The 18,329-nt window shown below is 40.2% G+C and carries 10 protein-coding genes; 4 read left to right on the top strand and 6 right to left on the bottom strand.

Annotated features, from left to right (window positions below):
- Nucleotides 1-220: 220 nt before the first annotated feature.
- Both rpoC and rpoB read right to left on the bottom strand, forming a co-directional pair.
- A complete protein-coding gene (gene rpoC / locus JZO76_RS05535) occupies nucleotides 221-3,871 on the bottom strand; it encodes a DNA-directed RNA polymerase subunit beta' (RefSeq protein ID WP_277988641.1) in 3,651 nt (1,216 codons plus the stop codon).
- A 123-nt stretch (nucleotides 3,872-3,994) separates the two neighbouring features.
- Nucleotides 3,995-7,609: a DNA-directed RNA polymerase subunit beta gene (rpoB, locus tag JZO76_RS05530; protein ID WP_206903191.1), complete on the bottom strand. Its 3,615-nt coding sequence runs from the start codon at nucleotides 7,607-7,609 to the stop codon at nucleotides 3,995-3,997.
- 924 nt (nucleotides 7,610-8,533) lie between these two features.
- Between rpoB and JZO76_RS05525 the strand changes: the two genes are divergently transcribed.
- Entirely contained in the window at nucleotides 8,534-9,496 is a 963-nt protein-coding gene (locus JZO76_RS05525) for a biotin--[acetyl-CoA-carboxylase] ligase (protein ID WP_206903190.1), read from the top strand.
- A 144-nt stretch (nucleotides 9,497-9,640) separates the two neighbouring features.
- On the opposite strand, the gene menA is transcribed toward JZO76_RS05525, so the two are convergent.
- The 4 genes from menA to JZO76_RS05505 all read right to left on the bottom strand — a co-directional run bounded on the left by menA (nucleotide 9,641) and on the right by JZO76_RS05505 (nucleotide 14,814).
- The gene (gene menA / locus JZO76_RS05520) at nucleotides 9,641-10,597 is read right to left on the bottom strand and encodes a 1,4-dihydroxy-2-naphthoate polyprenyltransferase (protein ID WP_206903189.1); all 957 of its coding nucleotides are present in this window, start codon (nucleotides 10,595-10,597) and stop codon (nucleotides 9,641-9,643) included.
- A gap of 151 nt (nucleotides 10,598-10,748) precedes the next feature.
- Nucleotides 10,749-11,831, bottom strand: coding sequence for an FAD:protein FMN transferase (locus JZO76_RS05515; protein WP_206903188.1), 1,083 nt, complete (start codon nucleotides 11,829-11,831; stop codon nucleotides 10,749-10,751).
- Nucleotides 11,832-12,370: 539 nt separating this feature from the next.
- On the bottom strand, nucleotides 12,371-13,306 hold the full coding sequence (pplA, locus tag JZO76_RS05510; RefSeq protein WP_206903187.1) for an extracellular electron transfer flavoprotein PplA: 936 nt from the start codon (nucleotides 13,304-13,306) through the stop codon (nucleotides 12,371-12,373).
- Between the two features lie 353 nt (nucleotides 13,307-13,659).
- On the bottom strand, nucleotides 13,660-14,814 hold the full coding sequence (locus JZO76_RS05505; RefSeq protein WP_206903186.1) for a peptidoglycan-binding protein: 1,155 nt from the start codon (nucleotides 14,812-14,814) through the stop codon (nucleotides 13,660-13,662).
- A gap of 260 nt (nucleotides 14,815-15,074) precedes the next feature.
- Between JZO76_RS05505 and JZO76_RS05500 the strand changes: the two genes are divergently transcribed.
- The 3 genes from JZO76_RS05500 to JZO76_RS05490 all read left to right on the top strand — a co-directional run bounded on the left by JZO76_RS05500 (nucleotide 15,075) and on the right by JZO76_RS05490 (nucleotide 18,293).
- Nucleotides 15,075-17,102: an NAD(P)/FAD-dependent oxidoreductase gene (locus JZO76_RS05500; protein ID WP_206903185.1), complete on the top strand. Its 2,028-nt coding sequence runs from the start codon at nucleotides 15,075-15,077 to the stop codon at nucleotides 17,100-17,102.
- Nucleotides 17,103-17,308: 206 nt separating this feature from the next.
- Nucleotides 17,309-17,728 (top strand): NusG domain II-containing protein, encoded by a 420-nt coding sequence (locus JZO76_RS05495; RefSeq protein ID WP_206903184.1) that lies wholly within the window; start codon nucleotides 17,309-17,311, stop codon nucleotides 17,726-17,728.
- Between the two features lie 16 nt (nucleotides 17,729-17,744).
- The gene (locus JZO76_RS05490; protein ID WP_206903183.1) at nucleotides 17,745-18,293 is read left to right on the top strand and encodes a Gx transporter family protein; all 549 of its coding nucleotides are present in this window, start codon (nucleotides 17,745-17,747) and stop codon (nucleotides 18,291-18,293) included.
- The last annotated feature ends 36 nt before the right edge of the window (nucleotides 18,294-18,329 follow it).

The following is an 18,329-nucleotide window of genomic DNA, read 5'->3' as shown; positions in this document are numbered from 1 at the left end:
TAGCTGCTAAATTTCTGATTTGGCTAAGGTTTATTTATCCTGCCTATTTTCTAGCGGTACAAGCAGGCTTAGAAAAAAAAAGACAATTTATTCCTACGACAATCCCTACTTTTCTTATAGTCAAAAAAAATGAGCCAGGACAAAAATTTTGTCCCGACTCATTTCCAAAAATAAACGGCATTTTCGCAAGCGTTCTGCCGCGACTTTTAATACTAACGCATTAGTCTTGGTTGTTTAAGGCATCTTCTGCCGCCATTTGGGCTTCGATGTCTGAAATGCTATACACATTTTCAGAAGCAACCGTAACTTCTTTTGGTTCCATATTGCGGTAACGTGCCATACCAGTACCAGCAGGAATGATTTTCCCGATGATAACATTTTCTTTCAAGCCTAGTAATGGGTCACGTTTACCACGGATTGCAGCGTCTGTTAACACTCGTGTTGTTTCTTGGAATGACGCAGCAGATAAGAAACTATTTGTTTCCAATGATGCTTTTGTAATCCCTAGTAACACTGGACGAGATGTCGCAGGTACGCCACCAGCAACCAATGTGTTGTAGTTTTGGTCTTTAAAGTCGGCAATATCTAATAATGTACCTGGTAAAATTTCAGTATCACCTGGGTCCATTACGCGAACTTTACGCAACATTTGACGAACCATAACTTCGATATGTTTGTCACCGATTTCTACCCCTTGCATACGGTAAACACGTTGTACTTCCCGTAATAGGTAGTTTTCAACGGATAAAACATCGCGAACTTGTAACAATTGTTTTGGATCGATAGAACCTTCAGTTAGAGGTGCACCACGATGGATGTAATCTCCTTCTGTCACTTTCATACGTGCTGTATACGGAACAGTGTAGGTCCGTGTATCGGTCGTACCTTTGATTGTCACTTCTTTACTGCGTGTTGCAGCATCTTCAGCGATTTCAATGACTTCACCTGTAACTTCAGTGATGACAGCTTGCCCTTTTGGATTACGGGCTTCAAAAATTTCTTGGACACGAGGTAAACCTTGGGTAATATCGTCCCCGGCAACCCCACCGGTATGGAATGTACGCATGGTCAACTGAGTACCTGGTTCACCGATTGATTGGGCAGCGATTGTACCAACTGCTTCACCAACTTCAACTTCAGCACCTGTTGCCAAGTTACGACCATAACAATGTTTACATACACCATGTTTTGTATTACATGTGAAGACAGAGCGAATTGAAACAGTTTCAATCCCAGCGTCCACGATTTGACGTGCAATATCTTCGGTGATTAAGTCATCAGAACCAAGAATTAATTCGCCCGTTTCAGGATTTACGACAGATTTATGTGTATAACGTCCTACTAAGCGTTCTTCCAAGGATTCGATGATTTCGTTGCCTTCGCGAATTGCGCTGATATCTAAACCACGATCGGTACCACAGTCTTCTTCACGAATGATAACATCTTGAGCCACGTCAACCAAACGACGTGTAAGATAACCGGAATCGGCAGTCTTCAAGGCAGTATCGGTCATCCCTTTACGTGCACCGTGAGTAGAGATAAACATTTCCAAGACGGAAAGTCCTTCACGGAAGTTTGAGATGATTGGCAATTCCATGATACGACCATTTGGAGCGGCCATCAAACCACGCATACCAGCAAGCTGCGTAAAGTTGGAGATGTTACCACGGGCTCCAGAGTCACTCATCATGAAGATTGGGTTTTTCGCATCTAAAGATTCCATCAATTTTTGTTGGATTTCATCTTTGGCTGCATTCCAAACACCAATAACGCGTTCATACCGTTCATCATCTGTAATCAAACCACGACGGAATTGTTTAGTGATTGTTTCTACTTGTTTGTGGGCATTTTCAATGATGTCATGTTTTTCAGATAAAACCATGATATCAGCGATTCCTACAGTGATACCGGCATGAGTAGAGTGCTTGTAACCTAAGTCTTTCATGCGGTCCAACATTTTAGAAGTTTCTGTAACTTTGAAACGTTTGAAGACTTCTGCAATGATATTTCCTAAGTTTTTCTTCTTGAATGGTCCAACGAGCTCTTGTTCTTTGATGAAACTTGGAATATCTGTTCCTGCTTCAACAAAGTACTTGTCAGGCGTTTGGATTGTCAAGTTGAAATCAGTTGGTTCGTTTAGGTAAGGGAATTCTGGTGGCATAATGGAGTTAAAAATAACTTTACCAACCGTCGTTACCATCAAACGATTTTTTTGTTCTTCAGTGAATGGTTTGTCCCCTAGAGTTCTTGGGTTAACCGCAATCCGAGAGTGTAAATGCACATAGCCATTGCGCCATGCAGTTACAGCTTCATCCATATCGCGGAAGATCATACCTTCACCTTCACGGCCATCTTCTTCCATCGTCAAGTAGTAGTTCCCTAAGACCATATCTTGAGAAGGGGTTACAACTGGTTTACCATCTTTTGGATTTAAGATGTTTTGTGCCGCTAACATTAACATCCGCGCTTCTGCTTGCGCTTCGTCATTTAACGGTACGTGAACAGCCATTTGGTCCCCATCGAAATCGGCATTGTAGGCTTCACACACTAATGGGTGCAAGCGGATTGCGCGACCTTCAACTAAGACTGGTTCAAAGGCTTGGATACCTAGTCTGTGCAAAGTAGGTGCCCGGTTCAATAGAACTGGATGTTCTTTGATGACGTCTTCTAAAACGTCCCAAACTTCATCTTCCATGCGTTCGATTTTACGTTTTGCATTTTTGATGTTTGAAGCGATTTCTCTTTGGACTAATTCTTTCATAACAAATGGTTTAAACAATTCGATTGCCATTTCTTTTGGCAAACCACATTGATACATTTTTAAGAAAGGTCCAACAACGATAACGGAACGACCAGAATAGTCAACACGTTTTCCTAGCAAGTTTTGACGGAAACGACCTTGTTTCCCTTTCAACATGTGAGAAAGTGATTTCAATGGGCGGTTACCTGGTCCTGTCACAGGACGGCCACGACGACCATTATCAATCAATGCATCAACGGCTTCTTGTAACATCCGTTTTTCATTTTGCACGATAATAGATGGTGCATTTAAGTCCAATAAGCGTTTTAACCGGTTGTTACGGTTAATCACACGACGGTACAAGTCATTTAAGTCACTCGTTGCAAAACGGCCACCTTCTAATTGCACCATTGGACGTAAGTCTGGCGGGATTACAGGAATAACATCCATAACCATCCAGCTTGGTTTGTTGCCAGATTTTCGGAATGCTTCCAAAATATCCAAACGGCGGATTGCCCGTGTCCGTTTTTGACCAGAAGCTGTTTTTAATTCTTCTTTTAATTCAGCTGCTTCGCCGTCTAAGTCAACGCTGTCTAACAATTGTTTAATTGCTTCAGCACCCATCGCAGCAGTGAATGTTTGACCGTATTGTTCCCGTTTTTCACGGTATTCTCTTTCAGTCAATAATTGTTTTTTCTCTAGTGAAGTATCGCCTGGATCGATTACGACATAAGAAGCGAAGTAAATAACTTCTTCCAATGCCCGTGGGCTCATGTCTAAAACTAAGCCCATCCGTGATGGGATACCTTTGAAATACCAAATATGTGAAACCGGAGCAGCTAATTCAATGTGACCCATACGTTCACGACGTACTTTTGAGCGTGTTACTTCCACGCCACAACGGTCACAGACGATGCCTTTGTAACGGATGCGTTTGTATTTACCACAAGCACATTCCCAGTCTTTAGTAGGACCGAAGATGCGTTCGTCAAACAAACCTTCCCGTTCCGGTTTTAGCGTGCGGTAGTTGATGGTCTCAGGTTTTTTAACTTCCCCGTATGACCAGCTTCTGATTTTCTCAGGAGATGCCAGACCTATTTGCATGCTTTCGAATTTATTTACATCGATCAAAAGGGGTTCCCTCCATTTCATTTCTAGCGGGTTGCAACTGAATATAAACGTAAGCTTTTAAGGGAGTTTTGACACTTGACAGTCGATGACTGAAAAGTGCCAAATGCTCCGTTAAATTAAAGCTTATTCAACGTCTTCGGCAGTTTCGATTTCTTGATTCAAATCTTCTTCTGCAGTTTTTTCTTCAGCGGCAGCTGCCTGTTCAACTTCTTTAGCAGATTGTTGTTCGGCGAATTTCGTCAAAGCATCTACTGTAATTAAATCATCATCATCGTCATCCATGTCACGAAGTTCAATTTCTTCATCTTCGATATCAAGGACGCGCATATCTAAACCTAATGATTGTAATTCTTTCACTAATACGCGGAAGGATTCTGGTACACCAGGTTTTGGAATTGGTTCACCTTTAACGATTGCTTCGTATGTTTTCACACGACCCACAACGTCATCTGATTTATAAGTCAAGATTTCTTGCAAGGTGTAAGCTGCACCGTAAGCTTCCAGTGCCCAAACTTCCATTTCTCCGAAACGTTGTCCACCAAACTGCGCTTTACCACCCAATGGTTGTTGGGTAACAAGTGAGTAAGGTCCAATTGAACGGGCATGCAATTTATCGTCAACCATGTGGGCTAGTTTAATCATGTACATAACCCCAACGGAGATACGACCATCAAATGGTTCACCAGTACGGCCATCGTAAAGAACAGTTTTGGCATCACTTGCCATACCTGCTTCTTTAACAGTTGCCCAAACGTCTTCATCATTTGCACCATCAAAGACTGGTGTTGCAACATGAATACCTAATTGACGGGCAGCCATCCCTAAGTGTAATTCCAATACTTGTCCGATGTTCATCCGTGATGGCACCCCTAAAGGATTCAACATCACGTCAATTGGTGTACCATCTGGAAGATATGGCATATCTTCTTCTGGCATAATCCGGGATACAACCCCTTTATTACCATGACGACCGGCCATTTTATCCCCTTCATGGATCTTACGTTTTTGCACGATGTAAACGCGCACTAACATATTAACCCCTGGTGATAATTCGTCGCCAGCTTCACGGGTAAAGATTTTCACGTCGTGGACGATACCGCCACCGCCGTGAGGAACACGAAGAGAAGTGTCGCGAACTTCGCGGGCTTTTTCACCGAAGATAGCATGTAATAGACGTTCTTCAGCTGATAATTCCGTTACACCTTTTGGCGTTACTTTACCAACTAATAAGTCGCCGTCTTTTACTTCGGCACCAATGCGGATAATCCCCATTTCGTCCAAGTTCTTCAATGCATCTTCCCCAACGTTTGGAATTTCGCGGGTAATTTCTTCAGGTCCTAATTTTGTATCACGAGCTTCTGATTCGTATTCTTCAATATGAATCGAAGTATAAACATCATCTTTAACCAAACGACGGCTCATGATGATGGCATCTTCGTAGTTGTAACCTTCCCAAGTCATGAAACCAATTAAAACGTTTTGTCCTAAGGCCATTTCCCCGTTTTCCATGGAAGGTCCGTCAGCTAGGATATCGCCTTTTTCAACTTCTTCCCCTAGTTTTACTAATGGGCGTTGGTTGTAGCTAGTACCTGAGTTTGAACGACGGAATTTTGTAACGGAGTAGACATCTAATGCCCCGTCTTCACGACGAACACGAATTTCAGATGCATCACAAAATTCAACGACACCTGGGTTTTTACATAATAAAGCAGCACCTGAGTCATGAGCTGATTTATATTCCATCCCAGTCCCAACCCATGGTGATTTAGGGTTAATCAACGGCACAGCTTGACGCTGCATGTTGGCACCCATCAAGGCACGGTTGGAGTCATCGTTTTCTAAGAAAGGAATACATGCAGTCGCAACTGCAACTACTTGTTTTGGCGATACGTCCATGTAATCAATTTTATCAATCGTTACTTCTAAGTTTTCAGAAGTTGCACGGGCCATCACTAATTCTTCTTTGAAACTACCATCTTCATTTAATGGGCTGTTTGCTTGGGCAACCACGTAATGGTCTTCAATGTCGGCTGTTAAATAGTCGATTTGATCCGTTACACGGCCAGTCGCACGGTCCACACGACGATATGGTGTTTCAATAAAGCCATATTTATTTACTTTTGCGTATGATGCCAAACTATTGATCAACCCGATGTTTGGACCTTCAGGCGTTTCAATTGGACACATACGACCATAGTGAGAATAGTGAACGTCTCGAACTTCATAGCCGGCACGATCCCGTGTCAAACCACCAGGCCCTAAGGCTGATAGACGACGTTTGTGGGTTAACTCACCTAATGGGTTTGTTTGGTCCATGAACTGTGACAACTGAGAAGAACCAAAGAATTCTTTGATACTTGCCACAACTGGACGAATATTGATTAATTGTTGTGGTGTTAGCGTCTCAGTGTCTTGAATAGACATCCGTTCTCTTACCACACGTTCCATCCGGGCTAAACCGATACGGAATTGGTTTTGTAATAATTCACCAACGGAGCGAATCCGACGGTTACCTAAGTGGTCGATATCGTCAACATTGCCGATACTTTCCATTAAGTTGAAGAAGTAGCTCATAGCAGCAATGATATCTGCCGGGCGAACTGTTTTCACAGAAGCGTCAGGATAGCCATTACCGATTACGTTAACTTCTCGTTCTGGATCTTTTGGTGAAAATACTTTAATCACTTGAACTGTCATTGGTTCTGTCACGACACCATCTTCTGAAGGATAATACGTAACAGCATTCAAACCGTTATCTAAGAAAGGTGCTAATTTGTCCATTTCTTGGTGAGACAAAACAGTGCCTTTTTCAACGATGATTTCACCTGTTTCAGGGTCAACCAAAGTTTCAGCTAACGTTAAGTTCAATAGACGTGTTTTAAGGTCTAATTTTTTGTTTACTTTGTAACGACCGACATTGGCAAGGTCGTGACGTTTTGGATCAAAGAAGCGGGCATTCAAAAGGTTACGAGAACTGTCCGCAGTTTTTGGTTCTCCTGGACGTAGTCGTTCGTAAATATCTTTTAAGCCTTCTTCAGTACGAGAATCACTTGCGTTTTTATGCAAGTCTTTTTCGATTGTGTTGCGTAATGATAAGCTTTCGCCAAAAATTTCAAGAATTGTATCGTCGGAGCCAAAACCTAACGCCCGAACCAATACTGTTAATGGAATTTTACGTGTGCGGTCAATCCGTACATAGGAAATATCTTTGGCGTCTGTTTCCATTTCCAACCATGCACCACGGTTAGGAATAACAGTTGAACCAAAGCCTTCTTTACCATTTTTATCTACTTTACCGTGGAAATAAACACCTGGTGAACGTACCAACTGTGATACGATAACCCGTTCAGCACCGTTGATGATGAATGTACCTTGTTCGGTCATCAATGGGAAATCACCGAAGAAAACTTCCTGTGATTTAATTTCGCCAGTTTCCCGGTTTGTCAAACGCAAAGTAACATGTAGTGGCGCAGAATAGTTTGCATCATGCGCGCGAGCTTCTTCAACTGTGTATTTTGGTTCCTTCAAGTCGTAATCAACAAATTCCAGTGACAAATTACCGTTAAAATCATCAATTGGTAAGATGTCTTCAAACATCTCACGTAAACCTTCATCTAAAAACCATTGGTAAGAGTCGGTTTGAATTTCGATCAAATTCGGTAATTCCAATACTTCACTGATTCTAGCGTAACTTCTACGTTCGCGATGTTTCCCGTATTTTACTACGTGTCCAGCCAAGCTCTTCACCCCTCAAAAATTTCTTTCAAAAAGGCTATCCAACTTTCGTTACAAAAAGATTACAAATATTAAACTTTCGTAACAAAAAGCATTTTTTGCGGCTTTTGGGCATAAAAAAAACCAAAAGATAGAACGTTCAAATTGACCTTTCTACTTTTGTTTTCCTATGGCAAAGCCGAAACGGACAATAGATCGTTCCTGCTTCCTTCTTTTCATCAGATAGTTTTTGCTCTGTCGATTATACAGACCAAATACCATTTTGTCAATGGTTTCTCCCAGTGCCCGCGGCTTTCCTTAATAGTTTGTTAAAGATTCATTCTTTCATTTGATTCTTTTCAAAATGGTGAAACAAATTCTTTTCCTTTGAAAAAACTTAGCCGCTCTTGTTCAATTATTAACAATTTTTTCGTGACTTTCTACAAAAAAATATAGTTCAATAGGAAAGCCAAATGAACTTGATTAACTTGCAAGCTTTAAGGTGGAAGTGCAATAAATTGTTTTTCAAATTTTTTGAAGTTTTAACTTAAAGCCGTAGAAAGTTAGTTCATGAAGCTAACACAATAGGAAAGCCAAATGAACTCGATTAGTCTTTTGGCATTAAGCTGAAGCTGTCTGGCTTTACAGCAAAAAATTGAATCTTTTATTTGGAGTGTTTTGTATGGAGAAAATTAGCGGCCTCATTTTTTGGGTACCGGTGCTACTTTTTCTAATTATTGCTGCCTTTTTTATTAAGTGGGACCGCCACAAAATAATCTTAGCCGTTTTGCTGCTATTATTATTATTTTTCTTCAGCCAAGTGCTGAATCACCGGCATTTTGAGTCCCCAACGATTTTATTAATACGAATTGGCTGTCTTTTTGTTTCTTTTTTAGCATTAATCCTTTATCTTTTATATGACCATAAAAATAGATAGGAGGTTTTTTCTTGACGACAAAAGACCGCGTATTACAACTTTTAAAACAAAATAACGCCACTTTATCCGGAGAAAAAATTGCCCAAGAATTAGCTATTTCCCGCACTGCTGTCTGGAAAGCAATTAAAGAATTGGAAAAAGTCGGTTATACTTTTGAGCATTTAAAAACAGGTTACCGTTATTTACCACAAGATCGCTTGGATGATGTAGCCATTGCCGCTGGTTTACCTGATTTAGCAGTGGCGACAAAAGACATCTCGGAATCGACGATGAAAGATGCCAAACTTGCACAAGTTAGTGGTATTAAAGCACCCTTTTTAGTCGTAGCCGATATGCAGACAGCGGCGCACGGCCGCTTTAACCGCCCGTTTTTCGCGCAAAAAGGCGAAGGCATTTACATGAGTTTATTACTAACTCCTAACCAATCTTTTGCGGAATTACCCCAGTATACCGTTTTGGCGGCTGTGGCTGTTTGCCAGGCGATTGAAAAATTAACAACCCGCAAACCACAAATTAAATGGGTCAACGATATTTATTTGGAGGGTCGTAAAATTTGCGGCATCCTTTCAGAAGCCCAAAGCGATTTTGAGTCTGGCATTATTTCCCACGTGATTATCGGTATGGGCTTTAACTTTGCCATTCCACAAAAAGATTTTCCAAGTGACCTGCAACAAAAAGCCACTTCCCTTTTTGCCGAAGGGGGTACGCCACCTTTTGAACGTAATCAATTAATCAATGAAATTTGGCGGCACTTTTTTGACCTATTAGCGCAATTACCCAAGCAAGATTTCTTAACTGAGTATCGCAAGCGCTCTTTTGTTTTGGGGCAAAATGTCAGCTTTACGCAGGGCGGAAAAACGTATTCCGGTATTGCTAAAGATATCACCGATGAAGGCCAGCTAGTCGTAGCTACGCCACAACAAACCTTCACCTTAAACTCTGGCGAGATCAGTCTCAGCTCCATTGGCAAATAAGGCAGAAAAGTTCAGTTAAAAAGAGCACTAACTTTTTTTGTGAAAGTAACGCACATTTATTTTGACATAAAAAACGCCCATCAAAGTCCTCCTAGAAAATTCTAGTCTGCTTTGATGGGCGTTTATTTGGTTGGATTTTATCTGTTAGCGTAGCAATTGCCAGATTAAAGATAAGCCTAGGCAGATAACATAGGCACTATTAAAGAGCACCATGTTTTTCAAGGAATAAACAAAACTATGGGGTGCAGGCAATTCTTTTTTGTGGGCAATTAAATTTTGGCGGATCTTTGGCAAAGTTAAAAAGACCAAAAGCAGCGGCCAAGAGAAGACTTGCAGTAACACACCGACCAAAATTGCCACGTAACTGGCATACATCAAATACGAAAACAAGTGAATTCCGTGCTCGCGGCCAATGTAATAAACCAAAGTATAGCGATGGTTTTTAATATCTGTTTCCAAATCTCGCAAATTATTTGCCAACATGATATTGGCAATCGTACAAATTAAAGGTATTGCAGCTAAAACTAGCGCTGCAATCAGCCAGAAATTTCCGTCAAAAGAAAACTTACCGCTCGCAAAATCAACGCTTAAATACATCACGTTGCTACTCATGGTATTGATATAAACTACCATAGCAGTAATCCCCAATCCCATTGTTACACCACTGAAAATTTCTCCCAATGGCATCCGGGATAACGGTACTGGGCCATAGGTGTAAAAAATGCCGATAAAACAGCACACCAAACCTAACACGAGCAATAACCAGCCTGTTTGATAGGCTAGAATAAAACCTAAAAGAGCAGCGGTTAAAATCATTCCTACAATCATTTGTCGCACCAATTTAGGCGACACATTTTCCCGCCCAATCACATTTTCGTTAAACTTATAGGTTTGTGAATGGGCTTTTTCAAAGTCCATATAATTGTTAATTGCCGTTGTCGTCATATCAAAAATTAACATGGCAATAAAAAATAATAGCGTATAACCAAAATGAAAGGAATGATAAAACGCAGCTGAAAACAGTGCCCCAACTAAGAAGGGGAAAACACTGGCAATTTTAGTCTTAATCTCCACGATTTCCAAAAATACTTTTAAAGACATACCACAAACTCCTTTTTCCATCTCAAAGGCGGCAATAAACAATTCAAAATAATAAGCCAAATTTAGCCGCAATTTTCCTAATTTTAGAAAACTGGTGCAAAATTTTGGCTTATCACCTGTAACTAAACGCGTTTAGAACCGCCCCACCTTTTTATTTTAATTCACTACGATTTCCCATGGTATAACCAGAGTCTTTCCCAATTTTGAAATTATCTTTAATTCCGTCGGTCACATAAATTTTATCGTCTTTGGTAACAAAAATTGCATCGCTGCCTTTTTCATGTTCTTCAATAAATTTCAACCCTTCTTTAACCCCCATAGCAAATACAGAAGTTGATAGGGCATCGCCGTCAATGGATTTATTCGTAATAATAGAGACTCCAGCAATATCGTTATCATAAGGGTAACCTGTTTTAGAATCAAAAATGTGGTGATATTTTTTACCATCCACTTCCAAGAAGCGTTCATAAATACCAGACGTTACAATCGTCCGATTCTTTTCTTTGATACTGCCGACAATGGAGCCGCGGCTCTTATTAGGATCTTGAATACCGACATTCCACGGATCTTTTTGGCCACGGTTGCTATGACCTAAAACATAAACGTTCCCGCCAAGGTCAACAATAGCAGACGTTACACCTTTATCTTGTAAAACTTTTACTACTTCATCTGTAATATAGCCTTTGGCGATCGCACCAAGGTCGATGATCATTCCTTTTTCTTCCAAATAAACCGTTTGATCTTGGTCGTTGAATTTCACTTTATGAAAATCAATTTTTTTCAAAGCGGCATCGATTTCGCTTTGGGCTGGTTTTCTGGCATCGTCAAAGCCGATCCGCCACAATTGCGTGATCGCACCGATGGTCATGTTAAAGGCTTCATCTGTTTCTTCACTATATTTGTAGGCTTCTTTTAACAAGTAATACATATCCGAAGTTACTTTCACCGGTTTAATACCAGCTTGTGCATTAATCGCATCAATTTCTGATCCTTTTTGATTAATGGTGATCTTGTCAGCTAATTCTTTTACCCGATCAAAAGCCGGTTTCATCGCGTCTTCTTTTCCTTCGTCGTAAACGCGAATTCTAACGTAGGTTCCCATTAAAAATTTTTCCTGGTAATAAGGTTCTTCTCGTAATTTTGCCGTCTTTTTCTCGCTGTCGCCTTTGCCACAAGCAGCTAAAAAGAAAATGCCGATAAAGGCAATAAACAGCAGGCGCCAATATTTTTTCATGTTCCTTCCTCCTTAAAATCAACGTTTACATCATAGCGGTTTTTAACTTGTTTGCAAAGTCACAAGCTTATAAAAAAAGCGGAATATTTCATTTTTTTAAGAAAATGAAATAACAAAATAAAATAAAAATTCCTTTGTGCAAATTAAACCGTTGGAAAAAGCTGTGATCCGTCAAAGTTAATAACTATTTTATCCATTTTTTTCACAATGGTTTTCGTTACATTAGCAAAAAATGAAAACTATCACTTTCTTTTAACCAAAGTGGCATTTCTAACAGCTTTCATTATTTTATAATCAAAAAAAAGTAGAAATATAGTTAAACTTGACCAGTGACCACTTTACTTTCCCTTAGGATTTTTCTACGGCAGAAAAACGCCTAGTTGAAGTCGCTACCGGCTCGCATCTTCGGTATTTTTTTCAAAGTTTGAAAAATTTTTCCTCGTCACGCTTACGATTCAACTACGGCAGAGAGCGCCTAGTTGAAGTCGCAAAAATCCCGACTGCTAAAAAAAGCAGCCGGGATTTCATCAGGTGATAGATTATTCAGTTACAATGTTGTCAACTTCGATTGGAGTTGTGTCGCCTTTTTCAGCGGCATTGATTAATTGTTCAGTGTAGATAATGAATGTATGTGAGCTGTGTGTTGCACCAGTTACAACGTCCATATCAGCAGGTGAACCGTCTTCTTTGCCCATTGCAGCTAAGAAGTTTTTGTTTAAGTCTTCGATATATTCTTTAGGACCAACGCCAGATTTGTCTTTCATATTCTTTTCGTAGTCAGCGTCATCTTTTTTAGATTTGCCGTCTGCGTTTAAGTTATCGTATTTAGATTCAGTAATTTTACCGTCTTTAACTACGATTGAAAAGTCAACGTGGTAGCCGTTTTTGTCATTTTTTTCTTTCAATGCATATGTGCCGTCTTTAAGTTCTGCACCATTGTCAATTTCAATTGTATCAGTTTTACCAGCTTGAGCAGCTTGGATTAATTGTTGTGCATAGTTTTGGAAAGATTCAAATGAATGTGTCGCACCTGTAACAACGTCCATGCTTGATGGATCTTGTGCTGCAACTAATTCTTCGTTGAATTTAGGAATAAATTCTTCTGGTGAGATACCAGCTTTGTCTTTCATTTGTTTGTTGTAGTCAGCATCTTCAGTTTTTGATTTGCCAGCTTCATTGATGTTATCGTATTTAGATTCAGTAATTTTACCGTCTTTTACAGTAATTTCAAAAGTTGCACGGTAGCCGTTTGAATAGTTCTTTTCTTCTAACTTGTAAGTACCGTCTTTCATTTCGCCGCCAGCGATAACTTTAGCTGCTTCTTCTTTTGCTGCTGAAGATGAAGCTGTTGTTTGTTCTGTTTTAGCAGATGAGCTTGCTGCGCTGTCATCTTTTTTGTCTGCACTACATGCGCCTAATACTAAAGCAGAAAACGCCAAGACTGTAAAACCCGCTACTAATTTTTTTGATTTCATTTTGTATTTCCCCTCTTCATTTCACTTATTCTTGTCACATACTAAGCATGTGATACATATTACATTGTAATTAATCTTACATAAAAGTCAAACGTTTCCATGATTGTTAACGATTCACAAAGCCTGTTATTGTATCTTGGATTCGCCATTTTTCTTAATTTCATTTCATTTTGAAAAAAATTTCACATGAAAAGCTGTCATTTTTTTCTTTTTCTAAAAACTGGCAAAGCTGTGTCCTGACAACTATTGTTCTTTTTGTGTTTTTATTTGAAAAAGCATTGCCCCGCCTTTTTTTCACAAAAAAACTTCCAGTCGTAAAAGACTGGAAGTTCAAAAATTTTTTTTAATAAAAATTATTCTGCAGCTTTTTTAGCAGCGTCGATAATTCCTTGTAAGTAACCCGCTGTATCAGCAAATGTCGCACCGGAAACAACGTCAGAAACTTTACCGTCTTCGCCTTGACCTTTCAAGTCGCTAACAGCTTTTTCTAATTCTGCCACTGTTTTACCTTTTGCAAAGGCATCAACGGCGTGAATATTTTCTTCCCATGTTTGTGTAGCTTTTGCATGGTCTTTCATCATAGCAGAGTATGCTTCATTGTTAGCATATTTAGAACCTAAAACCAAGTTGTCTTTAATGCCTTCGCCAAATGCAGCATTTGAGTTTGGCACGCCACCGAAGTCTGCTGGGTCAACATATTGGAATTCATCAACGAAGGTTGCAGCTACTTTGTCACCGTCTAAAGCAACTGTTACAGTAGCAAATGATTGATCGCCATGAGGAGCAGCTAAAATCATCGCTTCTTTCAAATCAGTGTTGCTTGTTTTTTCGCCAACCGAAACCATACCTGATTTAGCAGCATCTACGATTGATTGCAAGTAACCTTTAGTATCAGCAAACGTTGCCCCAGAAACAACATCGGCAACTTTTGCATCTTTGCCTTGTGCTTCTAAATCTTTAACAGCTTTTTCTACTTCTGCAACTGTTTTACCTTTAACAAAGTTTGTGATTGCTGTCATGCTAGCATCCCAAGTTTGCGTTGCGCCACCATGATCTTTCATCATAGCAGAGTATGCTTTGCTGTTTTCTTCTTTTGCAACTAAAATATTACCTTTCGGGAAGTTTTCTCCCAATTTGCCGTCTGAATTTGGCACGCCAGTCCAGTCGTCACCTTTTTCAACGTATTGGAATTCATCCATCCGGGCAGAAAGAATTTTGTCGCCATCTAATGTTACATTGACAACTGCAAATGATTTGTCTCCGTGAGGGGCTGTGTATAATTGACGCATCACAATTGTACCTGCTCCAGGAACTTCTGCATTTTCTGTTTTACCATCGGCAATTTTAACGTCAGCATTTGCCGCTTTGCTGGATGAAGCTGTTGTTTGTTCTGTTTTAGCAGATGAACTAGCCGCGCTATCATCTTTTTTGTCTGGACTGCAAGCGCCTAATACTAAGGCAGAAAACGTCAAGACTGTAAACCCTGCTACTAATTTTTTGTTTAACATGGTATTTCCCCTTTTCATATTCTTCTCACGTGACAAGCATGTGATGCACATTACATTGTAATTAAAGCGACGTAAAAGTCAACCGTTTACAGCTTTGAGAAAAATTCACAATAATGGTCTATGTTCACAAGCTCATTTTCAGCGAAAAACCTCATTCTAATGAAGTTTTTAGAATAGACAAATGGCGAACAAGTCTGTATAATGGTGTGGATTGTGTAATAATTATCATACTATTTTTATATTTTAAGGAGCAATTTTCAATGACAAAGAAAAACATTGTCGTTGTGGGTGCGGGTTACGCAGGTGTAGCCGCTACTAAATTCATGGCCAAGAAATTGAAGAAAGATGATGTGGAAATCACATTAATCGATCGTCATTCTTATCACACCATGATGACAGAACTACACGAAGTTGCCGGCGGCCGCGTGGAACCAACTGCTATTCAATATGACTTACAACGCTTGTTTGCCCGTAAGAAGAACGTCAAATTAGTAACAGATACTGTAGTTGGTATCGACAAAGATCAAAAAGTTGTCAAAACACAAGCTGGCAGCTATCCATTTGATCACTTAGTAATTGGTATGGGTGGCGAACCAAATGATTTTGGTACCCCTGGTGTCAAAGAACACGGCTTCACACTGTGGTCTTTTGAAGATTCTGTCCGCATTCGCGAACACATTGAACACACCGTTGCCAAAGCAGCAATTGAACCTGATGCTACAAAACGTAAAGCAATGTTGACATTTGTTGTCTGTGGTTCTGGTTTTACCGGAATTGAAATGATCGGTGAATTAGTGGACTGGAAAGACCGCTTAGCTGAAGACTACAAATTAGATAAAAGCGAATTTACATTAAAAGTTGTTGAAGCAATGCCAACAATTTTAAATATGTTAAATCGTAACGATGCCAACAAAGCTGTTCGTTACTTGGAAAAGAAAAATGTTGAACTTGTTTTAAATGCACCAATCGTTGAAGTTGACGCAGATCATATTAAATTAAAAGACGGCTCTACTATTCCAACTCACACTTTAATTTGGACAGCCGGTGTTAAAGCAACCTCTGACGCAGCTGACTTTGGTTTAGAAGCAGCTCGTGGTAACCGTTTAGTTGCCAATGAATATATGGAAGCAAAAGGCTACGAAGATAAAAACATCTATATTATTGGGGATTTGGTTTACTATGAAGAACAACCAAATACACCAACACCGCAAATCGTACAAGCGGCTGAACAAACCGGTCACTGTGCGGCAGCAAACGTAGTATCTGCTATTAAAGGTGACGGTCAAAAACACAAATTCAAGAGTAACTATCAAGGATTCATGGTTTCTGTTGGTGCGAAATGGGGCGTTGCGGAATTATTCGGCAAAATCCATTTAAGTGGTTTCTTAGCAATCATTATGAAACACATCGTCAACTTGAAATACTTCTTTGATATTCGTTCTGGCTATTATATGTTCCAATACATGATGCACGAATTCTTCCACATCAAAGACGACCGCAACGTAACACGAGGTCATTCTTCTCGTTACGGCAATGTTTTGTGGAGTGTCCCATTACGCGTTTTCTACGGTTTAGTTTGGTTTATTGAAGCCTTCAAAAAAATCGTCGGAAACGGCGAAGTATTAAAACCATCTACTTGGTTTGGTGAAGGTTCTTGGTTTACAGGTAACTCTGTCTTCCCTTGGACTTGGGAATATGCTAAAGAAGCTGCGACAACCGCATCTTCTGGCGCTGACGCTGCTTCTGGTGCTTCGGCTACCGCGGCAACGACTGCTTCAAGCGTAGCCGACGCTGTCGGTGGTGCTTCTGCAACTGTTTCTTCTGGTGCAGCCGATGCAGCAACAAATGCAGCTTCATCTGGTGGTGCAGAAGCTGCGGCACATGCAGCCCACTTTGGCTTAAGCTACGGTTACGGCGAACAACCAATGGCTGTTTTAGACAAAGCACCTGACTGGTTCAGCAGCATCATGAAAGTGATGATGCCAAATATGGACGTTGCGATGTTCTTCCAAAAAATGATGGTCTTCGTTGAAATCGGAATTGCACTTTGTTTAATGGCTGGTTTGTTCACTTGGTTAATGAGTGGTACAACAATCATCTTAGTTGCCATGTTCTGTATGTCTGGTATGTTCTACTGGGTTAACATCTGGTTCATCCCGGTTGCCTTTGCCTTAATGAACGGCTCTGGTCGCGCAGTCGGTTTAGACCGTTGGGTAATCCCATGGATTCAGAAAAAACTAGGCGGCTGGTGGTACGGCAAGCCGAAATCTCTTTACAATCAAAAATAAACTTGCTGTTAGGCATGTAAAAAAGACCCGGGCAGTTTTTGTCTGGGTCTTTTCTTAGTTACCAACCAAGTTCCTATGGTAAAATAAAGGACAAAAGAAAAGCGGAAAGTGACCTTTCACGCTTTCGCAAAAATTACACTAACTTTGTATTCAAATGTTTTTTAGCACACGTTTGTAACCCTTTAAGACTTAGAAAGGTGACCTTTTTGAAACTAAAAGAATTTATTAAAGCCAGTAAATTAAAACCCTGGGATTTTATCATCGTTATTATTTTGATTATTGCTTCTTTTATCCCGACCCTTATTTTTGGCTTGCAGCAAACAGATGCTCCTGTTACGACCAAAGTAGCGGTTTTGCGGGTTGACGGCAAAGAGATCAAGACCTTTAAACTTTTTAAGGGACAAATTGAGACGTATCGTTACGAAGATCCTGATGGAGATTATAATTTAATCGAGGTAAAAGACGACAAAATCCGTATCAAAGAAGCAAATTGCGGCGATCAGGTCTGTGTGCGGCGGGGCTGGGCCAAAAAAAATGGCGAGACGATTGTCTGTTTGCCTCATAAACTGGTCATTGAGGTACAAGGCCAAAATTCAGGAGGTGACGGCGACGATTTAATTTATTAATTAGACGTCCCAAAAAATGAGTCGTACACAAAAAATGATTTATATTGCGCTTTTGGTTGCACAAGGTGTAGTCATTGGCTTAATTGAAAATATGATTCCCTACCCCTTTGCCTTTGCCCCTGGTGCCAAACTGGGCTTAGCAAATTTAATTACCATTATTTCTCTTTTCACCATGCCAAAAAAAGACAGCTTTACTCTAGTTTGGATGCGCCTAATTTTAACTACTTTATTAGGGGGCACACTTTCAACTTTTCTTTATAGTATGAGCGGTGCTATGCTAAGCTATTTTGCGATGGCCTGCTTACGCATTTTGGGACCAAAACGCATCAGCATCATCGGCATTAGTGCCGCCGGCGGCTTCATGCACAATGTTGGGCAGCTTTTAACAGCTTCTTTTATTGCCCAATCTTGGACGGTCATGTTGTACCTGCCGATTCTTTCGTTTTTTGGTATCTTATCTGGAATTGCCATTGGTATTGCTGCAAACTTTTTATTGCAGCGGGTGCAAACATTGCAAAAATTCCAAATTGCCTATGAACATCAAACAAAACAAAGTTGGCGCTAATACGCTGATCTTTTGTGTCAATTGTTGGAAATAAAA

The organism is Candidatus Enterococcus myersii (assembly GCF_017316025.1).
GTDB classification, from domain to species: Bacteria; Bacillota; Bacilli; order Lactobacillales; family Enterococcaceae; genus Enterococcus_C; species Enterococcus_C montenegrensis.
This window is presented reverse-complemented; position numbering and strand designations above follow the sequence as displayed.